Genomic DNA, 26,071 nt, shown 5'->3' on the forward strand with positions numbered 1-26,071 from the left:
TTCGCTAAAAATGCAAACCAATGAAATTTAGTACGAAAGTTATACATGGAGGTCAGCATCCAGAGGAAGCTACTGGTTCTGTGATTCCTCCGATTTTTCAAACTTCTACTTATGCACAATCTAGTCCGGGTGTACATAAAGGATATGCGTATTCAAGATCTGCAAATCCAACTAGAACTGCATTAGAAAAAGCGTTGGCTGCTATTGAAAATGGAACTCATGGATTTGCATTTGCTTCAGGGTTAGCTGCAATTGATTGTGTTTTACGATTGCTTAAACCTGGAGATGAGGTAATAGCTGGTGATGATTTATATGGTGGAACGTATCGAATGTTCACAAATTTATTTGAAAAGTATGGTTTACATTTCAAGTATGTCGATATGGACAATATCCAAAATGTTACAAATGCAATTACTGCTAATACCAAATTAATTTGGATTGAAACGCCTACAAATCCATTAATGAAAATTGCAGATATAGCTAAAATTGTTACATCTGTAAAGGCAGTAGATGCACAAATATTAACTGCAGTAGATAATACTTTTGCTACACCTTATTTACAGCAACCATTAAATTTAGGAGTTGATATTGTAATGCATTCAGCTACAAAATATATAGGAGGGCACTCTGATTTAGTGATGGGAGCTTTAGTTGTAAATAATGAAGAATTGGCTAAAGAAATTCATTTTATTCAATTTGCGGCAGGTGCTATAGCAGGACCAATGGATTCTTTTTTGGCCTTACGAGGAATAAAAACACTGGATGTTAGAATGCAACGACATTGTGAAAACGGAAAAGCTGTAGCTGAGTTTTTACAAAATCATCCTAAGGTGGGAGTAGTCTATTATCCTGGTTTTGAAAATCATCCTAATCATTTAATAGCAAAAAAGCAAATGAGTGCTTTTGGTGGAATGGTTTCTTTTAAATTAAAAGAAGATACTAAAGAAGCGACATTTAAATTTTTAGAAAGCTTACAGTTATTTACACTTGCTGAATCTTTAGGAGGAGTAGAAAGTCTAGCGAATCATCCTGTTACAATGACGCACGGATCAATACCCGAAGCTGACCGATTGAAGATTGGAATTACCGATTCTTTGGTTCGTTTAAGTGTAGGAATTGAAAATATTGAGGACTTATTGAATGATTTAAATAAGGCTTTAACTTAGAATAATTAAGCACTTCGAAAAAAAAAGCGCTTTTTTTTGAATAAAAAATATACCGTTTGGTATATTTTTATATATTTGTCAAACATGTTGAAATCTGAGAAGACGAGATTACATATTTTAGAGACAGTTGCACCGTTATTTAATAAAAAAGGGTACTCTGGAATGAGTTTATCTGAAATAACTAGAGCAACAGGTTTAACCAAAGGAGCAATATATGGGCATTTCGAAAATAAAGAAGAACTGGCCATTGAAGCTTTCCGTTATTCTATACGAACCGTACTCAAAGATTTAAACGCACATGTAGCTAAGGGGAACACAGCGTTAGATAGATTAATTAACGTTTCCAGTTTTTACAGAAACTATTATAGTTACAGTAAAAAATTTGGAGGATGTCCAATTTTAAATATTGGAGTAGATTCTGAGTATCAACAAACCTCGATTTCAAAATTAGTGAGATCGTATAATGAAAGAATTTTAGAAAAATTTACTAAGTTGATTGATGCAGCAAAGGAATCTAACCAAATTAAAAGTGAAGTAAACAGTGAGCTATACGCCAAAAGATTTGCCTATATGATTGAAGGCGCTGCTTATATGTCTCACGTTATGAAAGATGGAAGTTATCTACATGATCTAGCGGATGTAATGAAAAGTATGATAACGAATGATTTAAGAGTTTAAATTTTTTTGACTAAAAATATACCAATTGGTATAAAACAATATAGATAATGAATTTAATAGTAGAAATAATCCCAAAAGAAACAGAGTTCGGATTCTTCATCCTGACGTTGAGTTCGCTTATGTATTTTAATTTGTTACTATCGTCTTCCATGAAGAATTTATTGAAGACACAATCGCTTTTAACTTTTTTGAATAGAAATGTTACTTAAAATATAACAAACAACAAACTTTAAATGAAAGGGTCTAAAAGTTTTGCACTTTCAAAAACGGTTTAAGCGACAAAAAAAGCACCCAATTTGGGTGCTTTTATTTTTCTAAGTAGTTTTTTAGAGGATTATTTAGCCTCTGCATATCTTCTTTCAACTTCATTCCAGTTGATAACTTTAAAGAAAGCATCAATATAATCTGGTCTTCTGTTTTGGTAGTTTAAGTAGTAAGCATGTTCCCATACATCTAATCCTAAAATAGGAGTTCCTCCACAAGTAACACCTGGCATTAAAGGATTATCTTGGTTTGGAGTAGAGCATACTTCAACTTTACCTCCTTTGTGTACACATAACCATGCCCATCCAGATCCGAATTGAGTAGCAGCTGCATTTGAAAATGCTTCAATAAAAGCTTCTTTAGATCCAAACGCCGCTTCAATAGCATCTTTTAATTCACCTGATAAATATCCTCTATCTTCAGGATTCATTACTGTCCAAAATAAAGAGTGATTGTAAAAACCTCCTCCATTATTACGAACAGCACCGTTGCTCATATCTAAATTAGTTAAAATATCTTCAATAGATTTTCCTTCTAAATCAGTTCCTTCAATTGCAGCGTTTAATTTAGCTGTATATCCGTTGTGATGCTTAGTATGGTGTATCTCCATTGTTCTTGCATCTATATTTGGTTCTAACGCATCGTAAGCGTATCCTAATTCTGGTAATTCAAAAGCCATATTATTTTTGTTTATTTGATTACTAATTTACTTATACAAATTTACTGCAAAAAAATAGGACTAACAATTCGTAGTCCTATTAGATTCTTATATAGTGATAAGTTTTTATTATAACATAAAGTTATGGTGTACTTATGAATACTCACGCATAAACTCCTCTGCCTTTTCCACCATGTTTTTACTTCCACATAAAAAAGGAACTCGTTGATGTAATTCGGTAGGTTGAATGTCCATAATTCTCTCAAAACCATCACTAGCTTTACCATTTGCTTGCTCAGCTAAAAAAGCCATTGGATTACATTCGTATAATAAACGCAATTTACCGTTAGAGTTTTTGGAACTTTTAGGATACATATAAATACCTCCTTTGATCATATTTCTATGAAAATCTGATACTAAAGAACCTATATATCTGCTTGTGTAAGGTCTATCTCCTTCTTCTTCTTGACAGTATTTAATGTATTTTTTTATTCCTAACGGAAAGTGAATGTAATTCCCTTCATTTACAGAATATATTTTACCATCCTCTGGAAACTCCATATTTGGATGCGAAAGGTAAAAAGTTCCAATTGCTGGATTCAGCGTAAATCCATTTACACCATCACCAGTTGTATAAACAATCATTGTTGATGTTCCATACACCACATAACCAGCAGCAACTTGCTCACTTCCTTTTTGTAGGAAATCTTCAATAGTAACAGGAGTTCCTACAGGTGTTACTCTTCTGTAAACAGAAAAGATAGTACCAACAGAAACGTTTACGTCAATATTAGAAGAACCATCAAGAGGGTCTATTAAAACAACGTATTTATTTTGATGATTTTCATCTTGACTATTAACTACTATAAAATCATCTTCTTCTTCACTTGCTATTCCACATACAATATTTCTATTCGTAAGGGTTTGAATAAATTTATCATTCGCATAAACATCAAGTTTTTGTTGATCTTCCCCTTGTATATTAGTTTCTCCAGCAGCACCAATAATATCAACTAAACCAGCTTTGTTAACCTCGTGGTTAACTACTTTAGCAGCAAGTCGTATAGAATTAATTAATCTTGAAAGTTCTCCAGAAGTGTACTTGAAAGAGGATTGGTTTTCAATGATAAACTCACCAAGAGTTTGATTTTTTTTAGACATAAAGCAGCATACAATGTTTTACAAAGTACAAAGATGACAACTTTTTACAGAACTACAACGTTTTAGCTATGTAATTTTTTGAAATGAAAATTTGGATAAAAAATCAACAAAAGAATATGATGTGTTGTAAATTGTAATTTTTTTTAACAAGGTATCATAAAAGGTATTTTTGCATAAATTTTTTAAAAATGAGTTTTAAAATTAGAGAAGGAGAGGCAAAGGATGTACAATCAATTCTAGATTTAATTATAGAGTTGGCTGTTTTTGAAAAAGAGCCAGAAGCTGTCGAAATTACTGTAGAAGATTTGATTAAAGATGGTTTTTCAGAAAATCCAAGATTCAAAACATTTGTTGCTGAGGAATCTGACGGAACCATTATTGGAATGGCGTTGTTTTATGAACGATATTCAACATGGAAAGGAAAGGCAATTCATTTAGAAGATTTAATGGTTACTGCTTCTAAAAGAGGTGTAGGAGCTGGTAAAGAATTATATGGGGCAGTATTAAAATATGCGTACGATAATGGTTACAATCGTGTTGCATGGGAAGTGCTAGATTGGAATACCAATGCTATTGACTTTTACGAAAATACAGGAGCAAAAGTATTAAGAGATTGGGATGTAGCACAAATGAATAAACAAAATTTAGAAAAATTTATAAATGAGAATTTTTAAGTTTGGAGGAGCGTCTGTTCAAAATCCAGATGCAGTGAGAAATGTAGCACGTGTGTTACAACATGAAGGAACTGAAAACACATTAGTTGTTATTTCTGCGATGGGAAAAATGACCAATGCTTTTGAACGATTGATTAAAGCATATGTAGATAATACTGATGATTTAAATGAAGCTTTACAATCCATCAAGGGTTTCCATATCGAAATGATGGACGGCTTGTTTGATAAAAATGATGAAATTTATACAAAGGTAACCTATCTGTTTGGAGAATTAGCAGGTAGAATGGCTATAAATACCTCTAAAGATTATAACTATATATACGATCAATTAGTTGGTTTCGGAGAAATATTATCTACAACCATTGTAAGTGCTTACTTCACCAAAATAGGAATTGAAAATAACTTTTTGGATGTAAGAGAATACATAAAAACTGACAGTAATTATAGAGATGCTAAAGTAAATTGGGAACTTACGGAGTCTATTATAAAAGAGAAAGTAGATGTTTCAAAACTGAATATTACTCAAGGTTTCTTAGGTAGTAATGGAGAATATACAACCACTTTAGGAAGAGAAGGTTCAGATTACACTGCTGGGATTTTTGCGTATTGTTTGAATGCAGATAGCGTAACCATCTGGAAAGATGTAGAAGGTGTGTTAAATGCCGATCCAAGAGTGTTTGAAGAAACAGAATTATTAAGAGATATTTCATATACAGAAGCTATAGAAATGGCATTTTACGGTGCTTCTGTTATTCACCCGAAAACTATTCAGCCATTAGAGCAAAAACAAATTCCACTATTTGTACGTTCATTTGACGATTTAGATAAAAATGGAACTGCAGTTTCAGCGGGTACAAAAGGTATTGAGCCAGAAGTGCCTTGTTATATTGTTAAAAAGAATCAGATTTTAGTTTCGGTTTCAGCTAAAGATTTTTCATTTATGGTGGAAGATAATATAAGTGCTGTTTTTAAAAAGTTACATGATTATAAATTGAAGGTAAACTTAATTCAGAATTCAGCTATAAGTTTTTCGGTATGTATTGAAGATAAGTTTTTTAACTTCGATAAATTTTATAACGATCTAAAATCAACCTTCACTATTAAATCCTATAAAGACGTTACTTTATACACTATACGTCATTTTAATGATCAGGCTATTGAGAGTATAAAAGATAAAGGGAAAGCTATTATAAGACAAATTAATACAGAAACAGCTCAGTTAGTTATTCAAGAAAACGCCTAACACAAACAATTTTCTTATATATTTGCGGTTTAAGTTAACACCAAACTTATGGGTTTAGTTACATCTAAAGAAGTTGCAAAAGCTATAAAAGTTGATAAACTTGGTATCGTAGGAACATTTATTGGTTGGTTACTAATGAAAGTATTACGAATTTCTACCGCAAACAAAGTATATAACAAGCATAAGCATCTTAGCGATTTACCATTTTTAAAAGGGCTATTAGACGAATTTCAAATTGATTTTGAGATTCCGGAGGAAGACTTTAAGCGTATTCCTAAAGAAGGACCTTTTATTACGATTTCAAATCATCCACTAGGAGGAATTGATGGTATTTTATTATTACGATTATTAGTAGAGCATCGACCAGATTATAAAATAATTGCTAATTTTTTATTACATAGAGTAGATCCTTTAAAACCTTATGTGATGCCTGTAAATCCTTTTGAAGATCATAAGGATGCTAAATCTAGTGTTGCAGGAATTAAAAGTGCCTTATTACATTTAAGAGAAGGTAAACCTTTAGGAATATTTCCAGCAGGTGAAGTTTCGACGTATCGAGATGGAAAATTAATGGTTGATAAAGAGTGGGAAGAAGGAGCTGTTAAGCTTATTAAGAAAGCGAAAGTTCCTGTAATTCCAATTTATTTTCATGCGAAAAACAGCCGTTTGTTTTATGTGTTATCAAAAATTAGTGATACGTTACGAACAGCAAAATTACCTTCAGAGCTGTTATCTCAAAAAAACAGGGTAATAAAAGTTAGAATAGGTAAACCAATCTCGGTTGCAGATCAAGATAGTTACAAAGAAATTCCTGCATTTTATGAATTTTTACGTAAGAAAACCTATATGTTGGCGAATCCATTTGAGAAAAATCAGAAACTGATTTCAACTCAAAAACTAAAAATTCCGAAAAAAGTTAGCAAGATTACTTCTCAGAAGAGTCCAGAGTTATTTAAAAAAGAAATCGACGGATTAAGAGACCACGGTAAAAGAATGTTAGAGAGTAAGAATTATGAAGTGTTTTTTACCGAGGCAAAAGACATTCCAAACATTCTACACGAAATAGGAAGACTTAGAGAGATAACATTTAGAGAAGTTGGAGAAGGAACAAACAATGCTATTGATTTAGATAAGTTTGATAGATACTATCATCATTTGTTATTATGGGACAACACTACAAATCAAGTAGTTGGTGCTTACCGAATGGGATTAGGTTTAGATATTTATAAAAAATATGGAATAAATGGTTTTTACGTTCAATCGTTATTCAAGATTGAGCCAGAGTTACATCCAATGATGGAAAAGACCATTGAAATGGGTAGAGCTTTCATTATAAAGCAATATCAACAAAAACCGATGCCATTATTCTTATTATGGAAAGGTATTGTTCATGTAACACTTCGTTATCCTAGATACAAATATTTAATGGGAGGGGTAAGTATTAGTAACCAATTTTCAGAATTTTCAAAATCGTTGATGATTGAATTCATGAAGTCGCATTACTATGATCCTTATGTAGCTCAATATATTCATCCAAAGAAAGAGTTTAAGGTAAAGCTGAAAGATGGAGATAAAGATTTTGTATTTGACGCTACACAGTCAGATATGAATAAGTTTGATAAAGTAATTGATGAAATTGAACCAGGAGCATTAAGAATTCCAGTTTTAATTAAGAAATACGTTAAGCAAAATGCTCGTTTAGTAGCTTTTAATGTTGATCCAAAATTTAACAATGCTATCGATGGTTTAATGTACATTAAAGTAGCCGATTTACCAGAAAGTACAGTAAAACCAGTTTTAGAAGAATTTCAAGCAGAATTAGAATTAAAAGCTCAAGAAAATTTACAGAAAGGAAAATAATTTCAATTTCTATAGTAACATTTTGTCATTTTATTGAACGTACTAAAAAATGCTGTTTTAAAGTATTTACGTTTAAATAAATTATAAATGACGAAAGAGTTAGCTGTAATTATAGTTCAAATTAACAACCAAATAGAAGTCTCTCTAAAAAAGTTAATGACCATTAAACAATTACAGCAGCTTTTTTCACAAGAAGCTACTTTTACAACAGATCTTCTAGAAAACTTTATTCTTAGTAATGATAATATTCTTGAAAAAATTTTTCTTCATGTAAATGATTCTTACATTAGTTTAGAAATCGACTCAATTATTAAATGTGAAGCCTCTGGAAATTACACAAAGTTTTATACTGATGAGGGTAAAGAGTATTTAGTATCAAAGCCATTGAAATATTATGACAATTTTTTCTCAAAAAAGTATTTTTTTAGAGCTAGTAGATCTACTCTCGTTAATATGAAATTTGTGCAATCCATTTATAAAAAAGAAGCTATTATTCTATCAACTGGTGAAAAAATTATTGTCTCTTCTAGAAATAAAAATAAGTTATTGAGTTTTATTCTCGATCGCACTTAAAACCTAAAATACATACTTTAAAAAATTATTCTCTACGCTTATCAATACTATTATAAAATACTAATAATTATTAAATAGTTTTATTGAAACTTTTAAAAATTCAATAAAATGAAAAAATCAATTTTAAGCTTAGGAAAGGCTTTAAAAAAAAATGATCAGAAAGAGATTAAAGGGGGAAATCCGTTATTGTTAGAATGCCAATATCAGTGCAATGGAAAAAATTATGAATTGATTCCAGGTCAAGGAAGTGAATGTTATTTAAATTATCCTGCAATTATTACTAACCATCCAAATTGTGGAGGTTCAGGAGGCTCAACTGGAACTGGTGGTGGAGGTATTCGTCCTACTGGAGGAGGAATTGAAGTTTGGGCATAATTTACGAATTGAAACAATTAAAGCTTAAGAAAATGAAAAAATCAATTTTAAATTTAGGAAAAGCTATCAATAAGAATTCTCAAAGAGTAATTAGTGGAGGTTTTGGTTCTTTAAATTACCAATGCCCCAACGGAGGAAGAGCCTTAGTAGGTTGCATTAACGGAACTTTAATAGGATTTTGTGCTGGCGGGGTTACTGTAGATTTTGGACCTTGCCGATAGTTTTAATTATTAAAAACCAATAAATAAAAAAACATCACTTTTATAAGTGGTGTTTTTTTTTACAATAATTTTTGGGTGTATGTCGTTAAGCTAACAACTGATTTAATCAAAAACTATAAAATGAAAAAAACCGTAATCCTCCTAAGTTCGTTAGCTATTGTAATGAGTTCATGTGTATCAAAGAAAAAATACGCTGAATTAGAGCAACAATATCAAGACACAAAAGGTAACCTTCAAAAGACTACATTAGAAAAGCAAGAATTAGAAGCAAAATTTGCTAAAATTGAAAAAAGAGTTGAAAACTATAACGAGAAAATCAACTCTTTGAAAAGCTATAATTCTTCATTGAAAGAAGAGAACAATGTAAAATTAGATATGATAGGAAACACTGCTGTTATCTCTAATTCGATGAAAGAAAAAATGAGAGCTACACTTAAAAATGTAGATCTGGCTGAGTTAGCAAACGCAAAAACATTGAAAGATTCAATGAACTTAGCAATTGCTTATAACTTAAAAAAATCAATTGATACTTCTAAGTTAGAAAACTCTGATGATGTAAATATCGATATTGATCAAACGGTAGTAATGATATCTGTAGCAGATAATTTATTATTTAATACTGCAAGTTACAACGTAAAAAGAAAAGCATATAAGTTAATTGAGCAATTAGCTAATGTTATCAATTCGGAACCTAGTATGGATGTTATGATTGAAGGTCATACAGATTCAAGAACTATTAATAATGAGGTTATTCAAGATAACTGGGATTTAAGTGTAAAGAGAGCTACTTCTATTGTTCGATTACTAGAGAAAAAATATAAAGTTGCACCAAACAGATTAATTGCTGCAGGAAGAGGAAGTTCAGTTCCTTTAGTAGAAAATAATACAGCAAAGAACAGAGCAAGAAATCGTAGAACTAGAATTGTAATTCTTCCAAATTTAGACAAGTTTTTTGGCTTAATGGCAGAAGAACAAACGCTTAACCCGTAGTAAGGTTATTTATAATCCCTCAATAAAAAGAAAGCCTATCTGTAAAAAGATAGGCTTTTGAGTTTATTTTTTTCCGAAAAGTCTTTGAAAGAATCCTTTGGCTTTTCCTTTTGCTTCTTTTAATTCTTCAGCTGCATCTTCTGCAAAATCGGCTGCTTTTTCTGCTGCTTCACTTAAAGCTTCTTTAGCATCTTCAGCAAATTCTCCAGCTTTAGCTTTTAATTTTTGAGCTTCTTCACTTTCTAATAACTTGTTTACTTTCTCTTTTGCATCATTATAAGCCTCTTTCGCATCATCAGCTAAATCAGCTAATTTTTCACCAGCTTCACCAGCAAACTCTGAGATTTTTTCTTCTGCAACTTTTGCATATTCACCTGCTTTTTCTTTAACTTCTTTCAACGCTTCCTTAGCTTCACCGGCCATCTCTGTAGCTTTATCAGCTGCTTCATGAAACGCATCTTTAGCAGATTTTGAAGTTTCTTCAGTACTTTCATTTACAGTATCTTCTATATTCTCATGAGTTTCATTGATCTCATCATTTACGTTTTTGTTTTCTTCAGACATTTTTTTTGATTTAAAGTTAGTTACCACTCAAATTTATAAAATAAAAAGAAACCCAACAATCTCATATTGTTGGGTTTTTTGATTAACTAGTTTGTTAATCGAATTATCAAAACAAATCTTTTGATTTTTGATTTCTTTCGATATACGCAATATCTCTTGTGTTCTTTTGAACTGCAATTGCAGCATAAATACTTAACAAAAATGATATTCCATAAAATCCTTTTTCACTTAATTCTAAATCGGCATTCCATAAACCAATAACTAATAGTACTATTGAAATAATGGTGGTAGCCCAACTTATGCTGTAGTACATTTGTGTAACTTCAATTCCTTCCAATTTATCTCGTACTGCTTTTTGAACAGAAATAACCGAGAATAAACCAAATAATAAAATAGTAAAATAGTATCCTTTTTCATTTAGTAACATATCGGCATTCCATAAACCGATACAAAAAGCAATTGTTCCCACAAATAAACTAGTCCAAGATGCTCCGACAAATGCGGCTGTTGGCTTTTGGTCGTAAAACTTGTTGTCTTTTTTTTCTTTTTTGCTTGTAGCTTCTTTATTTGAAACTGTTGTTTGATAATCCATAATAATTTATTTTAAAAATTATACTTCAAAGATGAGATGATGAAAGTTGCTATGGAAAACAATTTTTGTTTAAAACTGATGATATATTATTTTTTTAATTATGTTTATTTATTTTAATTACTGATGATGTTTTATAAAAACTGATGATATAAAATGAGTTTGAATACGTTAATTTCTTCGTTTTCTTCGGAAGATGCTTCTAGGTTTATTAGTTTTTTGAATAAAAAAAACAAAAGGTTAGATGTAAAGAATATAGAATTATTTAAGTTGTTGCACACAAATAAATTTTCTTCTGAGGAGATTTGTAAAAAGTTGTATTCAGACGGTAAGAAAGATGCTTATCATGCTCTAAGAAAAAGGCTATATGAATCTATAATCGAATTTTTAGCAACCTTAAATCTAGAAGAGAATTCTGAAAAGGTAGAAGTTATCAAGTTTATTTTGGTTGCACGTTCATTTTTAGAACAACAACAATTTGTTCTGGGATATAAATTACTGGAAAAAGCTGCTAAAATAGCCCAGGAACATCAGTTGTACCCTTATCTAAATGAAATTTATCATCTAAGAATTCAATTTGCGCATGCCAACAATCAAGAAGATTTAGATGAATTGATTCAGGCATTTAATTATTACAGAAAGCAAGCTCGATTAGAAGAAGAGTTGAATATTGTTTATGCTAAAGTAAGAGCCATATTACACCAGATTACAGCTAAAGGAGAGGTAATCGATTTTCAAAAAATTGTTTTACAAATTCTTCATGAACAAGATATTGATATTAGTGAATCATTGTCTTTTAAATCTTTATATCAATTATTAACCATTGCAAGTATTTCCGCATTTGTGTCGAAAGATTATTTACAAGTGGAATCGTTCATGTTAGAAATGTATCAGATATTGGAAGAACATCCTAATAAAGTGAGGGAACGATTTTTTCATATTCATGTCTTATATATGATTGCCAATACTTTATTTAGAACGAAGCAATTCGAGAAATCGATGCGCTTTTTACAATTAATGGACAATGAGATTTTAAAGAATAAGAAAAAGTATGAACGAATTTTCAGGTTAAAGTATGAGTTACTCTATACGTTAAATTTAAACTATACGAACAATCAGAATAAAGCAATAGAGCGTTTAGAAGTATTAATAAAAAAGAAACACTCTGATATTGTTGGAGCTTTAGATTTACATTTAAGTTTAGTAGTGTTTTATTTTCAAAAAGGTGAAATACAAGCATCTTATAGCTTATTGTCTAAACTTTACCATACCGATAATTGGTATTTAGAAAAAGTTGGAAAAGAATGGGTTATTAAAAAAAGTTTGATTGAAATTTTATTGCTTGTTGAACTCGATAAATTTGATTTATTTGAAAATAGAATAACCAGATTTAGGCGTCAATATGGAGCGTATCTTAAGGAAGTTAATCAGGAACGTGTTTTGATTTTCTTGAAATATGTAGCACAATATTATGATAATCCAAAAGAAGTAACATCAGAAAGTTTTCTACATACGGTTAAAAATTCTTTTGATTGGATTGGAGCCAAACAAGAAGATATTTTCGTGATGAGTTTTTATGCTTGGTTAAAAAGCAAAATGATTAAAAAACCGATTTATGATGTTACTTTAGATTTAATTGCACAAGCTCAATCTTTATAAAAAAGCTTCATCTATAGGTTCCCATAACTCAATTTTGTTGCCGTCTAAATCAACAATCCAAGCAAATTTACCATAGCTGTACTCTTCAATATCTCCCAAAATAGTTACACCTTCTGCTTTGAGTTGTGCTAATAATTCTTTTAAATTTTCAACTCTATAATTTACCATAAAATCCTTTTTTGAAGGAAGAAAGTGGTTGGTGTCTTTTTTAAACGGACTCCATTGTGTTGAGGCTTTATTGTCGTTAGTATCTTTCCACCAAAATGTACAACCCCAATCGTCTGTATTAAAACCTAAATGTTTTTTATACCACTCTTTGGTCTCGTTAACATCTTCAGTTTTAAAAAACACACCTCCTATACCTGTTACTTTACCTTTTTTCATTTGTTATAAATTTTTTGTTATTAAATTCTAATTAAATATTCGAAACAACTATTTTTTAAATAAATACTTATAAGTAAACGTCAACCTGAATTTATTTCAGGTTCTCATTAATACAGTTAAAATAGCTTTATGAGATTCCGAAATAAATTCGGAATGACAGTAAGTCTTTAAATTACTTCTTTTTTACGTTAGTTTCATAAGTGTTTATCCAATTTTCCACCGAAATTTTAGTGCATAGTTCGGCAATTAAATCATAAGGAATATCGTCCATTTTTTTAAATCGGATACAGCTTTTCCCCATGTCTAATTTTCGATTGCTATGCTTTGGATATTCGTTTACAAACCAATCATGAATTTCAGGATTAGCATAAATTCCGCTATGGTACAAATTCACTGAATTCTTTTGTGAAGCCAAATTCATAAATGGTAACGGAAGCTTTGGGTCGCAATGATAACCGTCTGGATAAATTGAATGAGGAACATAATACCCTAACATGTTATAATTTATGCCTTCTTCAAAACCTTCAGGAAGATTCTTTTTAATGACTGTTCTTATTTTTTCAATTACTGGTTTTCTGTCTTCTGGTAACTGATTAATATATTCTTCTGGTGTCGATGCTTCGTATTTCATGTTTAGATTATTTGCGTTGAAGAAATAATGCTGAAATTAAAGATATAATAAATCCAATAATTAAAACGGTTACAAACATGATAAATGCCATAAAACCAGAACCTCCATATTGTTCCATTTGTTGGACTAGCTCTTTTCTTTTGATTTCAAATTCTTCCGGACTTAAAGTGTTTTTCATTGTTTCTAAACTTTTCTCCAAATATTCTGAAGCAAATTCTGGATTGATTTGCGTGGTATAGATGTAGTCTATAATTCCAAAACCAATTCCAGCGCAAGTAGATATTAGTACACCAATTACTAAAGCTTTGATAAAAGTTACTGAGCCATTATTTTCATTATCTCGAAAATGTTTTATTCCAAAATACACAAATGAAAGAGAGGCAACCATGGACAGGTAACCAATTATTTCTTGCGTTGAGTAGTCAAAAGTTTTTCCTAAAGTTAATGCTAAAAAGAATAAAATGGAAGCTGTGAGAATACTATAGATACCGTATTTAATGATAGTATTTTTCATAAAGGTTTTGGTTTAATGATGCTCAAAAGTAGTTTCCTTTACGAAAAAAGGACTCATACTAAAGTACCAAACTACTAGTACTTTTGTATAAAACTAAATAATTTCTAGTTCTTTAGCAATTTGAATGGCTTGTGTTCTTCTTTTTGCGTTTAATTTATTCAGAAGATTCGAAACGTGTGTTTTTATAGTGCTTTTAGATAGAAATAATGTAGCTGCAATTTCTTTATTAGAGAATCCTTTTGCTATTAATGCTAACACTTCATATTCTCTTGAAGTAATTTCAAGCTCTTTTATTTTCTGATGATTAATTTCTGATGTAGTTTCTTCTGAAGGTTTAATTGCTTTTTTATTGATTATAGCGCCTATAAAAAAAGCAACTACAGCAATACTAGTAATAACAAGTTCAGTTTTTATTCCTCCAGAAATAATTGAATACTTACTGATTTGAAATAAAACCAGTAAAGCAATTATTAAAGCACTAAAAACAAAAATTGTTTTCTTCATGCTTCTAAGTTAAAAATTAGTACTAAACTAGCAGAATTTCTTTTTGACTTTGTCAACAATTGTTTGAGCTAATTTTTCGTTGCTTTCTATGGTCCATCCTGCTACATGAGGAGAAAGTAATACTTTTTCTGAGTTGATTAAATATTGAAAAGCTTCTGGCATCTGGGTGTCTGTAAAAAGATTTTCAAAGGATTTTTTCTCATATTCTAGCACGTCTAAACCTGCGCCTAATATTTTTCCAGACTCAATGGCAGCAACTAAATCTTTCGTAACCACCGATTTTCCTCTTGCAGTATTGATTAACCAAAATGGGTTTTTAAAACCATTGATAAACGATTCGTTAACCATATTCATAGTTAATGCAGTTTGTGGCGTATGAAGACTTAATACATCAGCTTTTTTTTGTAATTCTTCAAGAGAAATTTGCCGGCAATTTTGGTCGCCAACATTTGGTTTTATATCGTAACACAACACCTCAACATCAAAACCTCTAAGTTTTTTAGCAAAGGCTTTTCCCATATTTCCGTAGCCAATAATACCAACTGTTTTACCGTCCAATTCGATTCCTCGATTCTCTTCACGTAACCATTTTCCTTCTCGAACTTCTTTATCCGCTTTGTTTAATTTGTTGAATAAAGAAAGTAACATTCCTAGAGCATGCTCTCCAACGGCATTTCTATTTCCTTCAGGAGCAGAAATTAATTCAATATTCTTTTGTAGTGCATAATCACAATCAATATTTTCCAATCCAGCACCCACACGACCAATAAATTTTAGGTTAGTGGCATTATCTAGAAACTGTTTATCAATAGTAAACCTACTTCTGATAACAATTCCATCATATTCATGAATTTTAGTTTCTATTTGGTCTTTTGAAGAGGTATAATCCTCATGATTCGTATAACCTAAATCAGCTAACTGTTGAATTAATAAAGGATGATTTGAGTCGAGGTGAAGGACTTTCATTTATATTGATTATTAGTTATCAAATACAACTATAGAATTTGCAATTTCGTCATGAATAGCTTGATTTTTTTTACTTGTAATCATAGTAAAAAAAGAAACCCAACCAAGTAATGCTTTACTAACAAATCTTAAGATGGCTTGAAAGAGATTTATCTTTTTGTTTGTGTTTACTCTTCTTACCTTTATTTTAAAGATTTGATGTCCAATGGTAGCTCCTGAAATAGAAACCATTAAAGGTTCATATAGAAAAAAGATAAGAATATAAAAGAACGCCCTTAAGTACTCTGATGAGTCAGGTAAATTAGAAAATATATCTGATGCAGCTAAAGATGCAATTATTAAAAAAACAGCATCAACAAAAGCTGCTTTAATTCGTATAAAAATACCAGGATAATTTTGGTTCATTATTTAGTATTAAAAATTCTAATACTGCTCTTTCTCATTAGGGAAATCAACGCTTTTTACATCAGAAATATATTGCTTAAAAGCATTGGTCATTTCTGTGTGTAAGTCTAAATACCTACGTAAAAAACGAGGATTGAACTCATGTGTCATACCTAACATATCGTGCATTACTAAAACTTGTCCGTCTACACCACTACCAGCTCCAATTCCGATTACAGGAATCGATATGCTTTCTGCAACTTCTTGCGCTAGTTTAGCAGGAACTTTTTCCAACACAATAGCAAAGCAACCTAACTCTTCTAATAATTTAGCATCTTCTTTTAACTTTATAGCTTCCTCTTCTTCCTTAGCTCTTACAGTGTACGTTCCGAATTTATATATAGATTGAGGAGTTAAGCCTAAATGTCCCATTACAGGAATTCCTGCTGTTAAAATTCTAGAAATAGATTGTTGAATTTCTGCACCACCTTCTAACTTAACGGCGTGTCCTCCAGATTCTTTCATAATTCTAATAGCAGAACCTAACGCTATTTTAGAATCTCCTTGATAAGATCCAAAAGGTAAATCTACTACTACTAAACAACGATCAATAGCTCTTACTACCGAACTAGCATGATAAATCATTTGATCTAAGGTAATTGGTAAAGTAGTTTCGTGTCCTGCCATTACATTAGAAGCAGAATCTCCAACTAAAATTACATCAATACCAGCATCGTCAACAATTTTAGCCATTGTATAGTCATACGCAGTTAACATTGAAATTTTTTCATTGTTACTCTTCATATCTACTAACGACTTTACAGTAACTTTTTTATATTCTTTTTTTGCTACAGACATTTGTTGTTTTTTATTTTGGTAAAAATAGACAAAATAGGCTAAACAAGTTAATCTATTGTTAATTTGAATATAGTAGTCGACTTTTTGTTAGTTTTACTAAAAACTAAACCCATGAGAAAACTTTTTACATTATTATTCTGTATTTTTTTAAGCACTTATTTACAAGCTCAAAACACTTCAGAAGAAAGCACTATTAAAACTGTAATTGACACTTTTTTTGAAGGATTACATGCAGGAGACTCTTCTATAGTGAGTAAAACACTTCATGCAGATATTAAAATTCAAACTACATTCACCAATAAAGAAGGTGTTAAAGTATTAAGAGATCAAAAGAGAGATCAGCTATTAAAAGGGATTGCTGGTAAGAAAAAAGAAGATGTATATTTCGAAAAATTACTATCATATGACATAAAAATTGATGGTAATTTGGCTTCAGTTTGGACACCTTATGAATTTTATTTTAACGACAAGTTTAGTCATTGCGGAGCCAATTCATTTCAGTTGTTTAACAATAATGGCAAATGGGAAATTATTTATTTAGTTGATATGAGAAAGAGAGCAGGTTGTAAAGTAGTTGAAGAAAAAAAATAATGTATCTTTAAAGCGTGAGTGAAACTAGTAAAAACCAACTTTTAGATCCTGATACTTGGGTAGATAGCTATTCAGACTATCTGTTTAATTATGCAATAGTTAGAGTGAATAATTCTGATATTGCGAAGGATTTAGTTCAAGAAACTTTTTTTGCAGGCTTAAGATCTGCAAAAAATTTCGAGGGAAAATCGACCGAAAGAACTTGGTTGATTTCTATCCTGAAGCGTAAAATTATTGACTATTACCGAAAAATAAACTCTAAAAAAGGACAAGCAGAGGTTCGAATGAGTTTTTATGAAGATGGAGAAAATGAAGGTAGTTGGATAGAAGAACGCGTACCACAATCTTGGGATAGTGAGACCGAGAAAGAAATAGAAAATGAAGAATTAAAAAACCAAATAGATGATTGTATAGATCATTTACCAGAGAAATATGCAATGGTTTTCAGAATGAAAACAATACAAGAGTTTGAAACTGAAGAAATTTGTAAGGAGTTAGATATAACTCCGTCAAACCTTTGGGTGATCATCCATAGAGCAAGAACGCAACTGAGAAGTTGCATGGAAAAAAATTGGTTCAATAAATAACAAATGTTTAAATTTTTTAAAATTACCTGTCAAGAAGCAAACGAGATTTGTAATAAATCTCAATACAATGAAGCTACTCTCTTAGAGAAGGTAAAGCTAAACATTCATATAGCCGTTTGTAAGATTTGTGCAATGTATTCTAAACAAAATGCCAAGTTAACAGATATATTTAGAGCAAAAGCTATAGACTGTAAAAATCATGTTCATTGTATGAAAGAAGAAGACAAAGAATTATTAAAAGAAAAATTAAAAGAAATGTCAAGTTAGTTTCTTTTAATGAATTAAAAGAACGTTTTTGATTTTTTGTTAGATTGAAACGGAGTTCACTTAAATTTAGGTAAATTCCGTTTTTTTAAATTATATACATGCACTTTTTACCTGAAGATATTGATAATTATGTTGTAAGTCACTCTCAACAAGAACCTAAATTGTTGAAAGAGTTAAGTAGAGAAACTTGGCAAAAAGTTTTAAATCCTAGAATGTTAAGCGGCGCTTTTCAAGGAAGGGTTTTGAGCATAATTTCGAAGTTGATTTCTCCAAAAACCATTTTAGAAATAGGAACTTATACTGGGTACTCTGCACTGTGTTTAGCAGAAGGGCTTCAAGAGGAAGGAAGGTTACATACTATTGATAAAAATGAGGAATTAGAAGAATTACAATCAAAGTATTTTGAAAAATCTCCGTTTGGACATCAGATACAACAGTATGTAGGGAATGCTATTGAAATTATACCTACCATAGAAGATACATTCGATTTAGTTTTTATTGATGCAGATAAATCTAACTACCTTAATTATTTTGAATTAATAATTGGAAAAATGAATAAAGGAGGAATTATTTTATCAGATAATGTATTATGGAGTGGAAAAGTAGTGGAACCTTTGGATGAAAAAGATATTGATACAAAAGTTCTACTTGAGTATAATCGTCTATTAAATGAAGATGATAGAATAGAAACTGTTTTATTACCGATTAGAGATGGTTTAACTGTAAGTAGAGTAAAGTAAAAACTTGCTCTACATATTTCTTTTGATAGGTCCGGTTAAATCGTCTATATTATCTTTAACTTCGTTTACTTCTTTATTAATGTCAGATACAATATCTGTATCTAACCCTTGATTTTTAGCACTATCGTTAATCTCTCTTTTAATTTCATTAGTTGCATCTTTTACTTGACGCATACCTTTCCCTAATCCACGTGCTATTTCAGGAATTTTATTAGGTCCAAATACAATTAATACAATTGCAAAAATCACAAAAATTTCAGGACCGCTTATGAATAATACTACTAAGTTCATGGCTACAAAGATACATAAAATACACTACCTTGTTTTTTCTTATTAGTATAAAAAACAATTAAATTTATTCAATAATTATTGCTTTACTACTAATAATAGCATCGTTAGTAACAAAAGGCATTGGCATCATTTTTTCATCTCTGAATTTTAAATTAAACGAAGGATGAGTGAGCAAGTCATTTGAAATTTCATTTAAAGTAAAGTTTAGCTTTTGATCTTTTGGAAACTTAATTTTAAGTTGTAATTCCCTATCCTGATTTCCCAAATGATAAATTAAAAGCGTTTGCTTTTTTAAATCCGTAATGCTATCGTAAATATTTACCGAGTTAGCTTGTAAAGATGATAATTGTATTTTTTCATTATTAAATACCTCGTATTTAGTAATGTCTCTTTGAGGTTGTATGGTTAGCCAAACCTCACGTTCATTTCCTATAATTGTATCTAAATTAGTTTGGATTATTGAGGTTTTTATTTCTTTGTAATCTGCCTTTTTTAAATAATTAAATTTCCTGTTGTATTTATTTACGGTTTCAGCATTTTCAATACTTCCTTCAGAAAAGCTTTTATCAAATATTTGTTTAGTATAGTTATCTAAAGTTTTATTATACGTTCCCCAAAAAGCAGTTTTAGTATCGATGTTTTGGATATATACCAAACTATTTGGCTTTTTTCTGTCCTCTGAAAATCCGCTATTAATTGTTGCTAAAAAAAAGAAAATAATACTTCCAAAACCAGCTAATTTAACCCATTGATTTTTTCTTTTCTTCTGATGAAAAATAGGAATCAATAGCCCAGAAACTAAAGCAATAAAAATAGCAGAAGTGAAAAGGTTTTTTAACCCTATACCAACAGGAAACATTTTTATTAAAGGTCCAAAAATGTAAAGTGTTGGAATAAATAAGATTGTGATGGTTAAGTTCTTTATTTTTTTATTGTCCTTAATAAGAATTGCTAATACTATTAAAGCTGTAAAAACAGGAATTAAGAAGAAAGCAGCTCCCTTGATGTATTGATGAATTAAAAGATTAATTAGAATCCAAAATAGCGTAGGGAAGACTAATAAATCAACAGCTTTTATTTGGAGAAATTGATTATAGATTTTAAAAACTAACCAAATATTTAAGAAGCTAAAAGCAGTGATGTAATAATAACCATTATAGGTAAATCCGTGTAAAATATCATTGTATGAAGGATGTAAAATAACTATTACTTTCCACAATAAAATAGTAATACCCGTACAAGATATAAGCGATAAGAGAAATGGAATGCTTCCTTTTACTATTCCAACAATTGTAATTGTCTTTTTTCTTATTCCTATAAAAACTATTGCAAACAAAAATAGTGTTGTTATTAGAATTAATGGTATAATCCATGAAAAAGGGAACGTTAGTAATCCGATAATTGGAAAATTAACAAAAACAAAATCTGTATCACTATCTAATTTTGATAAATCAATCGAAGAAAAATGATGCAAACCACTTACAAAATAATCTTTTTGATGTGCCAAGGAAGAACGATCTAATCGTTCATAATTGTCTTGAGCTGTATGGTAATCAAAATGATCTCCAATAAAAGCAAAATTAAATCCGTTAATATCAGCACCTTCTCTAAACACGGTTAAATCAGTGTCATTTGGAAGCATTTTATAAATACTGTACATTAACGAGTTAGCTGCAGGATATTTTGGATTCGCTTTCAAAAATTCTTTTATAAGCGTACTATTTTTACCATTGGTTTCCATAAGCATATAGCTAGGTCCGCCACTACCTCTTGCTTCAAAATTTAAAACTAAACCAACATTTTTTGCTTCGGGATGATGTTTTACAAATGCTTCAGCTCCAAGTAACCCTAGTTCTTCTGCATCAGAAAAAAGAATAATAATATCGTTTTTAGGAGTTATGTTTTTAGCTAAAAAAGCACGAATTCCTTCTAAAATAGTTACAACACCAGAACCAGCATCAGAAGCACCAATGGAAGAATGAGGATTACTATCATAATGACTCGCAACAAGTAAAGACTTTCTGTTGGTACTTCCCTTAATTTTAGCAACTATGTTTTCTACAGTAGCACCAGCTCTCCATTTTTTATTAAATACAGTTGCTGTTTGTATTTCTGGTTGTAATCCTATTTTTTTAAGTTCATTAAATAAATATTCTTGAACTTTTTTATGTTCATCTGTACCTACGTGATGAGGTTTTTTAGAAATATTTTTTAAATGATATAAAGCATTATTGATAGATAATTCTTCTGAGGATACTTCTTTATCCTCATTAAATGTAGGTTTCATATCATGAAATCCCCAATAAATACCTAATAATATAATAAATAGGGTAAATGTTTTACTGGTTGTATTCATTCGTTTTTTTCTTTTTAACAACGTGGTTGTGGATGCAATTTTTAAAGGACCAAATACTGTGTTTTGATTTCAATATAATAGAAATTTAATAAGTCAATTTTACTGGTATTAAAAATAGGAAAATTAAATTATTAGTTTATGTTTTTGTAAGTAACTATAAATCAGTATATTTAAAATAAACTAAACTACTGTATTATGGGAATTAAAAGCTTTCAAGGTAAAAGAACTGCAACTATTGCTAAACCATCTGAACCAATTCTAGTTTCAGATTATATGACAAGAAATTTAATAACATTTAAAGAAGACCAACCCATAGAAGAGGTTATAGAAACACTTATAAAAAATAAAATATCTGGGGGACCTGTTGTTAATGAGAACAATCAACTAATTGGTATTATTTCAGAAGGTGATTGTATGAAACAAATTTCTGAAAGCAGGTATTATAATTTACCAATAGATAAAAATAATACTGTACAAAAAGCCATGGTTAAAGAAGTAGAAACCATAGATGGAAATATGAATATTTTTGATGCTGCCAATAAGTTTTTAGAATCTAAAAGACGTAGATTTCCTATTGTAGAAAATGGAAAACTAGTAGGACAAATTAGTCAAAAAGATATCTTAAAAGCAGCATTACAGATGAAAGGAAACTCTTGGAAATAAAATTTATAATCTTTTATTTACTTTTTCCTTTGGTAAATCAGTGATAATTATTTTTTGTTTTTCAGAATTCTCTAAAGAGGCAATTTTAGAGTAAGAATAACCTTCAATAGGTTCGTTTAAATTTTTCCATTTTGCGATGCCTGCAACCGTTACTTCTTCACCTATTTCAATAATAGCCTCTTGGTAGCGTATACTTTTTTTAAACCCTAAAAATCCTTTACTCCTTACGTTGTATTCTTTTAAAAGTTGTTCAAATTCAGGAGTACTTTCTTTAAAAAAACCTGAAGAAGTTTTTTTATCAATAACCAAGTGAGCTTTATAGTTTATAGGATTTCTTGATGGATTAACAATCACATACTCTCCATTTCTTTCAATAAAAAAAGGTTGAAATCTTTCGTCTTTAACAAGAGTCGCCCAATGAGAACTTTTACCAGTATGTCTTTTTTCTTCAATTTTTATTCTATAAAAAATACATTTTCTTTTGCTAAAAGGAGCAACTAAAGGCTCTTCAACATGAAGTGCTTTTCCCGTTACCTTTGTAAGTTGGTTAGTTCTAATACCACTAATACCAGAGCTTGGTAGTTTTTTTAAGGTTCTCACAACTACTTGTTTATTATCGAAATAATAAGCAAGAAAAATGATCAAAATAAAAACAGGAATAATGAGTATTAGAATTTCCATAGTAGGTGATTGATTTGAAGTATTAGTCTGTAGTTAAAGAAAATAGTTACAGTTCTTTTTTTATAAGTAAGAACAAATCGTTTTCTAAAGGCAAATATCCCTGATCATAAATATAGAAATAGGTATTGCCATTTTTTGTATTATAAATTGATGTAAAAAGCTGAAAATCGAATCCCTTATCATATAACTTCGTTCTAGAAACTTTTGTTTTACCACTTGAATTAAGTTCTGAAAGGACTTTATAATTTTTTTTGAGGCGATTATTAATATTTCTAATCAAGTTCTTTGTAGCCTTGTCAACTTTATTATTGTAAGTATTTCTACAGTAATCAGAACAAAATTTTTGATCTGATCTTCCCTTTAGTTCTTCTGAACATTCTAAACAAACTCTTTTTTCCATAGGTGGTAAATATACAATATTATCTGAATGTAATCGACTACAAATATTTACAATCGAAAGTAATTGTTTTGCAACCGCATGTAACTTTGATTGTGTCGCATCTTTGCAGTGTCATTATTTAATGGCAAGGTCTTAACTGTTAAACGATAAAATTAAATAACATGAACGCATTAAAAAACAGAGTACAGTTAATTGGGAATTTAGGAAACAAACCAGAAGTAATTATTCTTGATTCTGGAAAAAAATTAGCAAAATTTTCAGTTGCAACAAATGAAACGTACAAAAATTCTAAAGGAGAAAAAGTTACAGATACACAGTGGCATAATGTAGTAGCTTGGAACAAAACGGCTGAAATTATTGAAAATTATTTAGATAAAGGAAGTGAAGTTATGGTTGAAGGAAAATTGACTTCAAGAAGTTATGAAACTGAAAGTGGTGATAAAAGATATGTAACCGAAGTAGTTTGTAACGAAATATTAATGTTAGGAAATAAGTAGAGGGGGAAATTGCTAAACTAGAAAAAAGAAAATTGAAAAAGAAGAAAATCCAGTAGCGAAAGCTATTGGATTTTTCTTTTATAAAATATAATTTTAAAATATTAATTGGTTAAAGTTGGATTTTTCGAAGGCTTTATTCTGATGATTAATGAAATAACAAAAATTGAGAACCCCATAGAAAAATAAATATATCCTTTAGCAATAGGTTGTTCTATACTTTCAGCGATAAGGGTAATTCCAATTAATAATAAAAAAGCTAAAGCCAATATTTTAACACTTGGATGTTTGCTTACAAATCCACTCACCATTTTTATTGAAAAAACCATAATAACCATGGCTATTACTACGGCAATAACCATTATTTCAACATGTTTTGCCATACCTACAGCTGTTATTACAGAGTCTAAACCGAAAACAATATCTAATAAACCAATTTGAATTATGGTTTGAATGAATGATAATTTTTTTATAGAAAATTCACTTTCCTCTCCCTCAAGCATTTCGTAGATTTCACTAATACTTTTATAAATTAAAAATAAACCACCTACTAACAAAATTAAATCTCTACCAGAGATTGCTAAGTTTTCGTGCCATTCACCAGTTATTCCAATCCATTCGGCAACATTAAAAATGGTACTTGTAAGTGTCATGACCCAAGTAATACTAAAAAGTAAAATAACTCTTGTAAACAATGCAAATGCGAGTCCTAAAACACGGGCTTTTTGTTGTTGTTCAACAGGAAGTTTATCGGTTTGAATAGTAATAAATACGATATTATCAATACCTAAAACAATTTCCATTATTGTTAAGGTAATTAAAGAAGCTAATGTTTCGGCGCTAAAAAACCACTCCATAATTTAATGATAAATTAAATTTTTAAAATCCTAAATATTGAATTTTATTAATTGTGATTAAGTTTTAGTTTAGGATTAACCCAAATTTAAGACACTATAAATTTAACAAATACATTTATAAGAGTACTACTACAATGAGCAATATTACTAGTAATGATATCTTTTTAAATTTATCTTGAGAAATGTATGTCAATTATTTTTTTACCAATGTATGTGCCTACGACTACAATAAAAAGAAAAAAAACATCTATATAAGGTATTCTTTTTGGATATATCCGTTTTTGAAATAAACAATCGAATGAGAAAATTAATTAAAAAAATCGATAAAAACAGAGGTTGTGATAAATACGTTTTCTAAATTAAAAGCAGACATGGTTAAACCTCTAATAGCTCTAACGATTCCTAAGAAACGAGTTGAAAATCCAGAAAGGATATTACCTGTAATTACTTTCTTTAACTTAGGCAGGAATTATATTAACTATTTATATATCATATATAGTAATAACACCAGAAGCATCTGTCGATATTGGTATCGCTGAGTTTGAATCACAAGATAATAAAGATGGCTTTATCACTATGGGAATAGGAATTCTGGTTTTACTAATGGGTTTATTTGTGAAGAAACGATAATACATTTATGTAAAATAGTAATCGTTCTTTCTTTTAATTTTTTTTACTAAATTCACAGAAATCATAAGTATGGAACTTGAACAACTTCTAAAAAAGTTTAAAGAAAAAGATGCATTAGCTTTTGAACAACTTTACGAAATGTATTACAAAAATATTCTAGGAGTAGTTTTTAATATTGTTAGAGATAATGATGTTGCTGAAGAAGTAACTCAAGATGTATTTATGAAAGCATGGAACAATGCCGATTCTTATAATGCAAAAAAAGGACGTTTTTTTACTTGGATGTTAAATATTGCTAGAAATGCAGCTATAGATAAAACAAGATCTAAAGAATTTAACAAAAAATCCAAAAACCTTGATGCCGAAATTTTCGTAGATATATTACAAGACAATGTAAGTTTAGATAATAGAACAGACGCAATTGGAATAAAAGCATTTGTAAATAAGTTAGCAGATACCTGCAAAAAGCTTATCGATTTACTTTATTTTAAAGGCTATACTCAAAAAGAAGCATCCGAAAGTCTGGAGATTCCGATAGGAACTGTTAAAACTAGAAATAGAAATTGTCTGAGTAATTTAAGAACAATGATAGAATAAT

The 26,071-nt window shown here is 30.0% G+C and carries 33 protein-coding genes; 17 read left to right on the plus strand and 16 right to left on the minus strand.

Going from position 1 to position 26,071, the window contains the following annotated elements; translation table 11 throughout:
- Positions 1 to 20 precede the first annotated feature (20 nt).
- Both EV195_RS01870 and EV195_RS01875 read left to right on the plus strand, forming a co-directional pair.
- Positions 21 to 1,166, plus strand: a complete 1,146-nt coding sequence (locus EV195_RS01870) for a cystathionine gamma-synthase (RefSeq protein ID WP_132792132.1) — start codon at positions 21 to 23, stop codon at positions 1,164 to 1,166.
- A gap of 84 nt (positions 1,167 to 1,250) precedes the next feature.
- A complete protein-coding gene (locus tag EV195_RS01875) occupies positions 1,251 to 1,844 on the plus strand; it encodes a TetR/AcrR family transcriptional regulator (protein ID WP_132792135.1) in 594 nt (197 codons plus the stop codon).
- Positions 1,845 to 2,178: 334 nt separating this feature from the next.
- Here EV195_RS01875 and EV195_RS01880 read toward each other — a convergent pair whose 3' ends face one another.
- Positions 2,179 to 2,787, minus strand: a complete 609-nt coding sequence (locus EV195_RS01880; protein WP_132792138.1) for a superoxide dismutase — start codon at positions 2,785 to 2,787, stop codon at positions 2,179 to 2,181.
- A 132-nt stretch (positions 2,788 to 2,919) separates the two neighbouring features.
- On the minus strand, positions 2,920 to 3,927 hold the full coding sequence (gene fbp / locus EV195_RS01885) for a class 1 fructose-bisphosphatase (RefSeq protein WP_132792141.1): 1,008 nt from the start codon (positions 3,925 to 3,927) through the stop codon (positions 2,920 to 2,922).
- A 188-nt stretch (positions 3,928 to 4,115) separates the two neighbouring features.
- Here fbp and EV195_RS01890 point away from each other — a divergent pair, with 188 nt between their 5' ends.
- The 7 genes from EV195_RS01890 (at position 4,116) to EV195_RS01920 (ending at position 9,863) form a co-directional block, all read left to right on the plus strand.
- Positions 4,116 to 4,601, plus strand: coding sequence for a GNAT family N-acetyltransferase (locus tag EV195_RS01890; RefSeq protein ID WP_132792144.1), 486 nt, complete (start codon positions 4,116 to 4,118; stop codon positions 4,599 to 4,601).
- The gene (locus EV195_RS01895) at positions 4,588 to 5,844 is read left to right on the plus strand and encodes an aspartate kinase (RefSeq protein ID WP_132792147.1); all 1,257 of its coding nucleotides are present in this window, start codon (positions 4,588 to 4,590) and stop codon (positions 5,842 to 5,844) included. The genes EV195_RS01890 and EV195_RS01895 overlap by 14 nt, the downstream gene beginning before the upstream one ends.
- A 48-nt stretch (positions 5,845 to 5,892) precedes the next feature.
- Entirely contained in the window at positions 5,893 to 7,704 is a 1,812-nt protein-coding gene (locus EV195_RS01900; RefSeq protein ID WP_132792150.1) for a GNAT family N-acyltransferase, read from the plus strand.
- 87 nt (positions 7,705 to 7,791) lie between these two features.
- Positions 7,792 to 8,277, plus strand: coding sequence for a LytR/AlgR family response regulator transcription factor (locus EV195_RS01905; RefSeq protein WP_132792153.1), 486 nt, complete (start codon positions 7,792 to 7,794; stop codon positions 8,275 to 8,277).
- A gap of 108 nt (positions 8,278 to 8,385) precedes the next feature.
- Complete coding sequence (locus EV195_RS01910; RefSeq protein WP_132792156.1) at positions 8,386 to 8,652, plus strand: hypothetical protein; 267 nt, start codon at positions 8,386 to 8,388, stop codon at positions 8,650 to 8,652.
- A 32-nt stretch (positions 8,653 to 8,684) separates the two neighbouring features.
- The gene (locus EV195_RS01915) at positions 8,685 to 8,873 is read left to right on the plus strand and encodes a hypothetical protein (RefSeq protein ID WP_132792159.1); all 189 of its coding nucleotides are present in this window, start codon (positions 8,685 to 8,687) and stop codon (positions 8,871 to 8,873) included.
- A 120-nt stretch (positions 8,874 to 8,993) separates the two neighbouring features.
- Positions 8,994 to 9,863 carry an OmpA family protein gene (locus tag EV195_RS01920; RefSeq protein ID WP_132792162.1) on the plus strand — a complete coding sequence of 290 codons (870 nt, stop codon included), beginning with the start codon at positions 8,994 to 8,996 and terminating at the stop codon, positions 9,861 to 9,863.
- A gap of 63 nt (positions 9,864 to 9,926) precedes the next feature.
- Here EV195_RS01920 and EV195_RS01925 read toward each other — a convergent pair whose 3' ends face one another.
- A complete protein-coding gene (locus EV195_RS01925) occupies positions 9,927 to 10,427 on the minus strand; it encodes a hypothetical protein (RefSeq protein ID WP_132792165.1) in 501 nt (166 codons plus the stop codon).
- Between the two features lie 106 nt (positions 10,428 to 10,533).
- Positions 10,534 to 11,019 carry an inner membrane protein YiaA gene (gene yiaA, locus EV195_RS01930; RefSeq protein WP_132792168.1) on the minus strand — a complete coding sequence of 162 codons (486 nt, stop codon included), beginning with the start codon at positions 11,017 to 11,019 and terminating at the stop codon, positions 10,534 to 10,536.
- A gap of 153 nt (positions 11,020 to 11,172) precedes the next feature.
- Between yiaA and EV195_RS01935 the strand changes: the two genes are divergently transcribed.
- Positions 11,173 to 12,675, plus strand: coding sequence for a hypothetical protein (locus tag EV195_RS01935; protein ID WP_132792171.1), 1,503 nt, complete (start codon positions 11,173 to 11,175; stop codon positions 12,673 to 12,675).
- Here the strand turns inward: EV195_RS01935 and EV195_RS01940 are convergent.
- The 7 genes from EV195_RS01940 to panB form a co-directional block, all read right to left on the minus strand.
- Positions 12,670 to 13,059: a VOC family protein gene (locus tag EV195_RS01940; RefSeq protein ID WP_132792174.1), complete on the minus strand. Its 390-nt coding sequence runs from the start codon at positions 13,057 to 13,059 to the stop codon at positions 12,670 to 12,672. The two genes, EV195_RS01935 and EV195_RS01940, sit on opposite strands and share 6 nt — an antisense overlap.
- Before the next feature lie 172 nt (positions 13,060 to 13,231).
- The gene (locus EV195_RS01945) at positions 13,232 to 13,690 is read right to left on the minus strand and encodes a DUF1801 domain-containing protein (protein WP_132792177.1); all 459 of its coding nucleotides are present in this window, start codon (positions 13,688 to 13,690) and stop codon (positions 13,232 to 13,234) included.
- Between the two features lie 7 nt (positions 13,691 to 13,697).
- Positions 13,698 to 14,204, minus strand: coding sequence for a DUF4199 domain-containing protein (locus EV195_RS01950; RefSeq protein WP_132792180.1), 507 nt, complete (start codon positions 14,202 to 14,204; stop codon positions 13,698 to 13,700).
- A gap of 93 nt (positions 14,205 to 14,297) precedes the next feature.
- Positions 14,298 to 14,708, minus strand: a complete 411-nt coding sequence (locus EV195_RS16920) for a response regulator transcription factor (RefSeq protein ID WP_132792183.1) — start codon at positions 14,706 to 14,708, stop codon at positions 14,298 to 14,300.
- A 27-nt stretch (positions 14,709 to 14,735) separates the two neighbouring features.
- Entirely contained in the window at positions 14,736 to 15,674 is a 939-nt protein-coding gene (locus tag EV195_RS01960; protein WP_132792186.1) for a 2-hydroxyacid dehydrogenase, read from the minus strand.
- 12 nt (positions 15,675 to 15,686) lie between these two features.
- Positions 15,687 to 16,079 (minus strand): RDD family protein, encoded by a 393-nt coding sequence (locus EV195_RS01965; protein ID WP_132792189.1) that lies wholly within the window; start codon positions 16,077 to 16,079, stop codon positions 15,687 to 15,689.
- Between the two features lie 18 nt (positions 16,080 to 16,097).
- Positions 16,098 to 16,916 carry a 3-methyl-2-oxobutanoate hydroxymethyltransferase gene (gene panB / locus EV195_RS01970; RefSeq protein ID WP_132792192.1) on the minus strand — a complete coding sequence of 273 codons (819 nt, stop codon included), beginning with the start codon at positions 16,914 to 16,916 and terminating at the stop codon, positions 16,098 to 16,100.
- A gap of 111 nt (positions 16,917 to 17,027) precedes the next feature.
- On the opposite strand from panB, the gene EV195_RS01975 reads away from it, so the two are divergent.
- From EV195_RS01975 to EV195_RS01990, 4 genes are all read left to right on the plus strand, one after another.
- The gene (locus EV195_RS01975) at positions 17,028 to 17,507 is read left to right on the plus strand and encodes a nuclear transport factor 2 family protein (RefSeq protein ID WP_132792195.1); all 480 of its coding nucleotides are present in this window, start codon (positions 17,028 to 17,030) and stop codon (positions 17,505 to 17,507) included.
- Between the two features lie 14 nt (positions 17,508 to 17,521).
- Entirely contained in the window at positions 17,522 to 18,094 is a 573-nt protein-coding gene (locus tag EV195_RS01980) for a sigma-70 family RNA polymerase sigma factor (protein WP_132792198.1), read from the plus strand.
- Positions 18,095 to 18,097: 3 nt separating this feature from the next.
- The gene (locus tag EV195_RS01985; protein ID WP_132792201.1) at positions 18,098 to 18,361 is read left to right on the plus strand and encodes a hypothetical protein; all 264 of its coding nucleotides are present in this window, start codon (positions 18,098 to 18,100) and stop codon (positions 18,359 to 18,361) included.
- Between the two features lie 98 nt (positions 18,362 to 18,459).
- Complete coding sequence (locus EV195_RS01990) at positions 18,460 to 19,101, plus strand: O-methyltransferase (RefSeq protein ID WP_132792204.1); 642 nt, start codon at positions 18,460 to 18,462, stop codon at positions 19,099 to 19,101.
- A 9-nt stretch (positions 19,102 to 19,110) separates the two neighbouring features.
- Here EV195_RS01990 and EV195_RS01995 read toward each other — a convergent pair whose 3' ends face one another.
- Both EV195_RS01995 and EV195_RS02000 read right to left on the minus strand, forming a co-directional pair.
- Complete coding sequence (locus tag EV195_RS01995; RefSeq protein ID WP_132792207.1) at positions 19,111 to 19,392, minus strand: Sec-independent protein translocase subunit TatA/TatB; 282 nt, start codon at positions 19,390 to 19,392, stop codon at positions 19,111 to 19,113.
- 64 nt (positions 19,393 to 19,456) lie between these two features.
- Positions 19,457 to 21,748 (minus strand): M20/M25/M40 family metallo-hydrolase, encoded by a 2,292-nt coding sequence (locus tag EV195_RS02000; RefSeq protein ID WP_132792210.1) that lies wholly within the window; start codon positions 21,746 to 21,748, stop codon positions 19,457 to 19,459.
- 195 nt (positions 21,749 to 21,943) lie between these two features.
- On the opposite strand from EV195_RS02000, the gene EV195_RS02005 reads away from it, so the two are divergent.
- A complete protein-coding gene (locus EV195_RS02005) occupies positions 21,944 to 22,411 on the plus strand; it encodes a CBS domain-containing protein (protein ID WP_132792213.1) in 468 nt (155 codons plus the stop codon).
- 3 nt (positions 22,412 to 22,414) lie between these two features.
- Here EV195_RS02005 and EV195_RS02010 read toward each other — a convergent pair whose 3' ends face one another.
- On the minus strand, positions 22,415 to 23,011 hold the full coding sequence (locus tag EV195_RS02010) for a GIDE domain-containing protein (RefSeq protein WP_165915667.1): 597 nt from the start codon (positions 23,009 to 23,011) through the stop codon (positions 22,415 to 22,417).
- Between the two features lie 127 nt (positions 23,012 to 23,138).
- Complete coding sequence (locus EV195_RS02015; RefSeq protein ID WP_132792219.1) at positions 23,139 to 23,492, minus strand: hypothetical protein; 354 nt, start codon at positions 23,490 to 23,492, stop codon at positions 23,139 to 23,141.
- Between the two features lie 161 nt (positions 23,493 to 23,653).
- Between EV195_RS02015 and EV195_RS02020 the strand changes: the two genes are divergently transcribed.
- The gene (locus EV195_RS02020; protein ID WP_132792222.1) at positions 23,654 to 23,989 is read left to right on the plus strand and encodes a single-stranded DNA-binding protein; all 336 of its coding nucleotides are present in this window, start codon (positions 23,654 to 23,656) and stop codon (positions 23,987 to 23,989) included.
- Positions 23,990 to 24,090: 101 nt separating this feature from the next.
- On the opposite strand, the gene EV195_RS02025 is transcribed toward EV195_RS02020, so the two are convergent.
- Positions 24,091 to 24,843: a TerC family protein gene (locus EV195_RS02025; protein ID WP_132792225.1), complete on the minus strand. Its 753-nt coding sequence runs from the start codon at positions 24,841 to 24,843 to the stop codon at positions 24,091 to 24,093.
- Positions 24,844 to 25,542: 699 nt separating this feature from the next.
- Between EV195_RS02025 and EV195_RS02030 the strand changes: the two genes are divergently transcribed.
- A complete protein-coding gene (locus tag EV195_RS02030; protein WP_132792228.1) occupies positions 25,543 to 26,070 on the plus strand; it encodes an RNA polymerase sigma factor in 528 nt (175 codons plus the stop codon).
- Position 26,071 lies beyond the last annotated feature (1 nt).

Origin of the sequence: Tenacibaculum skagerrakense, assembly GCF_004345825.1 — a bacterium.
Classification (GTDB): Bacteria; Bacteroidota; Bacteroidia; order Flavobacteriales; family Flavobacteriaceae; genus Polaribacter; species Polaribacter skagerrakensis.

Coding starts and splice junctions, on each gene's coding strand:
- EV195_RS01870 (WP_132792132.1), top strand. CDS start 21: ATGAAATTTAGTACGAAAGTTATACATGGAGGTCAGCATCCAGAGGAA.
- EV195_RS01875 (WP_132792135.1), top strand. CDS start 1,251: ATGTTGAAATCTGAGAAGACGAGATTACATATTTTAGAGACAGTTGCA.
- EV195_RS01880 (WP_132792138.1), bottom strand. CDS start 2,787: ATGGCTTTTGAATTACCAGAATTAGGATACGCTTACGATGCGTTAGAA.
- fbp (WP_132792141.1), bottom strand. CDS start 3,927: ATGTCTAAAAAAAATCAAACTCTTGGTGAGTTTATCATTGAAAACCAA.
- EV195_RS01890 (WP_132792144.1), top strand. CDS start 4,116: ATGAGTTTTAAAATTAGAGAAGGAGAGGCAAAGGATGTACAATCAATT.
- EV195_RS01895 (WP_132792147.1), top strand. CDS start 4,588: ATGAGAATTTTTAAGTTTGGAGGAGCGTCTGTTCAAAATCCAGATGCA.
- EV195_RS01900 (WP_132792150.1), top strand. CDS start 5,893: ATGGGTTTAGTTACATCTAAAGAAGTTGCAAAAGCTATAAAAGTTGAT.
- EV195_RS01905 (WP_132792153.1), top strand. CDS start 7,792: ATGACGAAAGAGTTAGCTGTAATTATAGTTCAAATTAACAACCAAATA.
- EV195_RS01910 (WP_132792156.1), top strand. CDS start 8,386: ATGAAAAAATCAATTTTAAGCTTAGGAAAGGCTTTAAAAAAAAATGAT.
- EV195_RS01915 (WP_132792159.1), top strand. CDS start 8,685: ATGAAAAAATCAATTTTAAATTTAGGAAAAGCTATCAATAAGAATTCT.
- EV195_RS01920 (WP_132792162.1), top strand. CDS start 8,994: ATGAAAAAAACCGTAATCCTCCTAAGTTCGTTAGCTATTGTAATGAGT.
- EV195_RS01925 (WP_132792165.1), bottom strand. CDS start 10,427: ATGTCTGAAGAAAACAAAAACGTAAATGATGAGATCAATGAAACTCAT.
- yiaA (WP_132792168.1), bottom strand. CDS start 11,019: ATGGATTATCAAACAACAGTTTCAAATAAAGAAGCTACAAGCAAAAAA.
- EV195_RS01935 (WP_132792171.1), top strand. CDS start 11,173: ATGAGTTTGAATACGTTAATTTCTTCGTTTTCTTCGGAAGATGCTTCT.
- EV195_RS01940 (WP_132792174.1), bottom strand. CDS start 13,059: ATGAAAAAAGGTAAAGTAACAGGTATAGGAGGTGTGTTTTTTAAAACT.
- EV195_RS01945 (WP_132792177.1), bottom strand. CDS start 13,690: ATGAAATACGAAGCATCGACACCAGAAGAATATATTAATCAGTTACCA.
- EV195_RS01950 (WP_132792180.1), bottom strand. CDS start 14,204: ATGAAAAATACTATCATTAAATACGGTATCTATAGTATTCTCACAGCT.
- EV195_RS16920 (WP_132792183.1), bottom strand. CDS start 14,708: ATGAAGAAAACAATTTTTGTTTTTAGTGCTTTAATAATTGCTTTACTG.
- EV195_RS01960 (WP_132792186.1), bottom strand. CDS start 15,674: ATGAAAGTCCTTCACCTCGACTCAAATCATCCTTTATTAATTCAACAG.
- EV195_RS01965 (WP_132792189.1), bottom strand. CDS start 16,079: ATGAACCAAAATTATCCTGGTATTTTTATACGAATTAAAGCAGCTTTT.
- panB (WP_132792192.1), bottom strand. CDS start 16,916: ATGTCTGTAGCAAAAAAAGAATATAAAAAAGTTACTGTAAAGTCGTTA.
- EV195_RS01975 (WP_132792195.1), top strand. CDS start 17,028: ATGAGAAAACTTTTTACATTATTATTCTGTATTTTTTTAAGCACTTAT.
- EV195_RS01985 (WP_132792201.1), top strand. CDS start 18,098: ATGTTTAAATTTTTTAAAATTACCTGTCAAGAAGCAAACGAGATTTGT.
- EV195_RS01990 (WP_132792204.1), top strand. CDS start 18,460: ATGCACTTTTTACCTGAAGATATTGATAATTATGTTGTAAGTCACTCT.
- EV195_RS01995 (WP_132792207.1), bottom strand. CDS start 19,392: ATGAACTTAGTAGTATTATTCATAAGCGGTCCTGAAATTTTTGTGATT.
- EV195_RS02000 (WP_132792210.1), bottom strand. CDS start 21,748: ATGAATACAACCAGTAAAACATTTACCCTATTTATTATATTATTAGGT.
- EV195_RS02005 (WP_132792213.1), top strand. CDS start 21,944: ATGGGAATTAAAAGCTTTCAAGGTAAAAGAACTGCAACTATTGCTAAA.
- EV195_RS02015 (WP_132792219.1), bottom strand. CDS start 23,492: ATGGAAAAAAGAGTTTGTTTAGAATGTTCAGAAGAACTAAAGGGAAGA.
- EV195_RS02020 (WP_132792222.1), top strand. CDS start 23,654: ATGAACGCATTAAAAAACAGAGTACAGTTAATTGGGAATTTAGGAAAC.
- EV195_RS02025 (WP_132792225.1), bottom strand. CDS start 24,843: ATGGAGTGGTTTTTTAGCGCCGAAACATTAGCTTCTTTAATTACCTTA.
- EV195_RS02030 (WP_132792228.1), top strand. CDS start 25,543: ATGGAACTTGAACAACTTCTAAAAAAGTTTAAAGAAAAAGATGCATTA.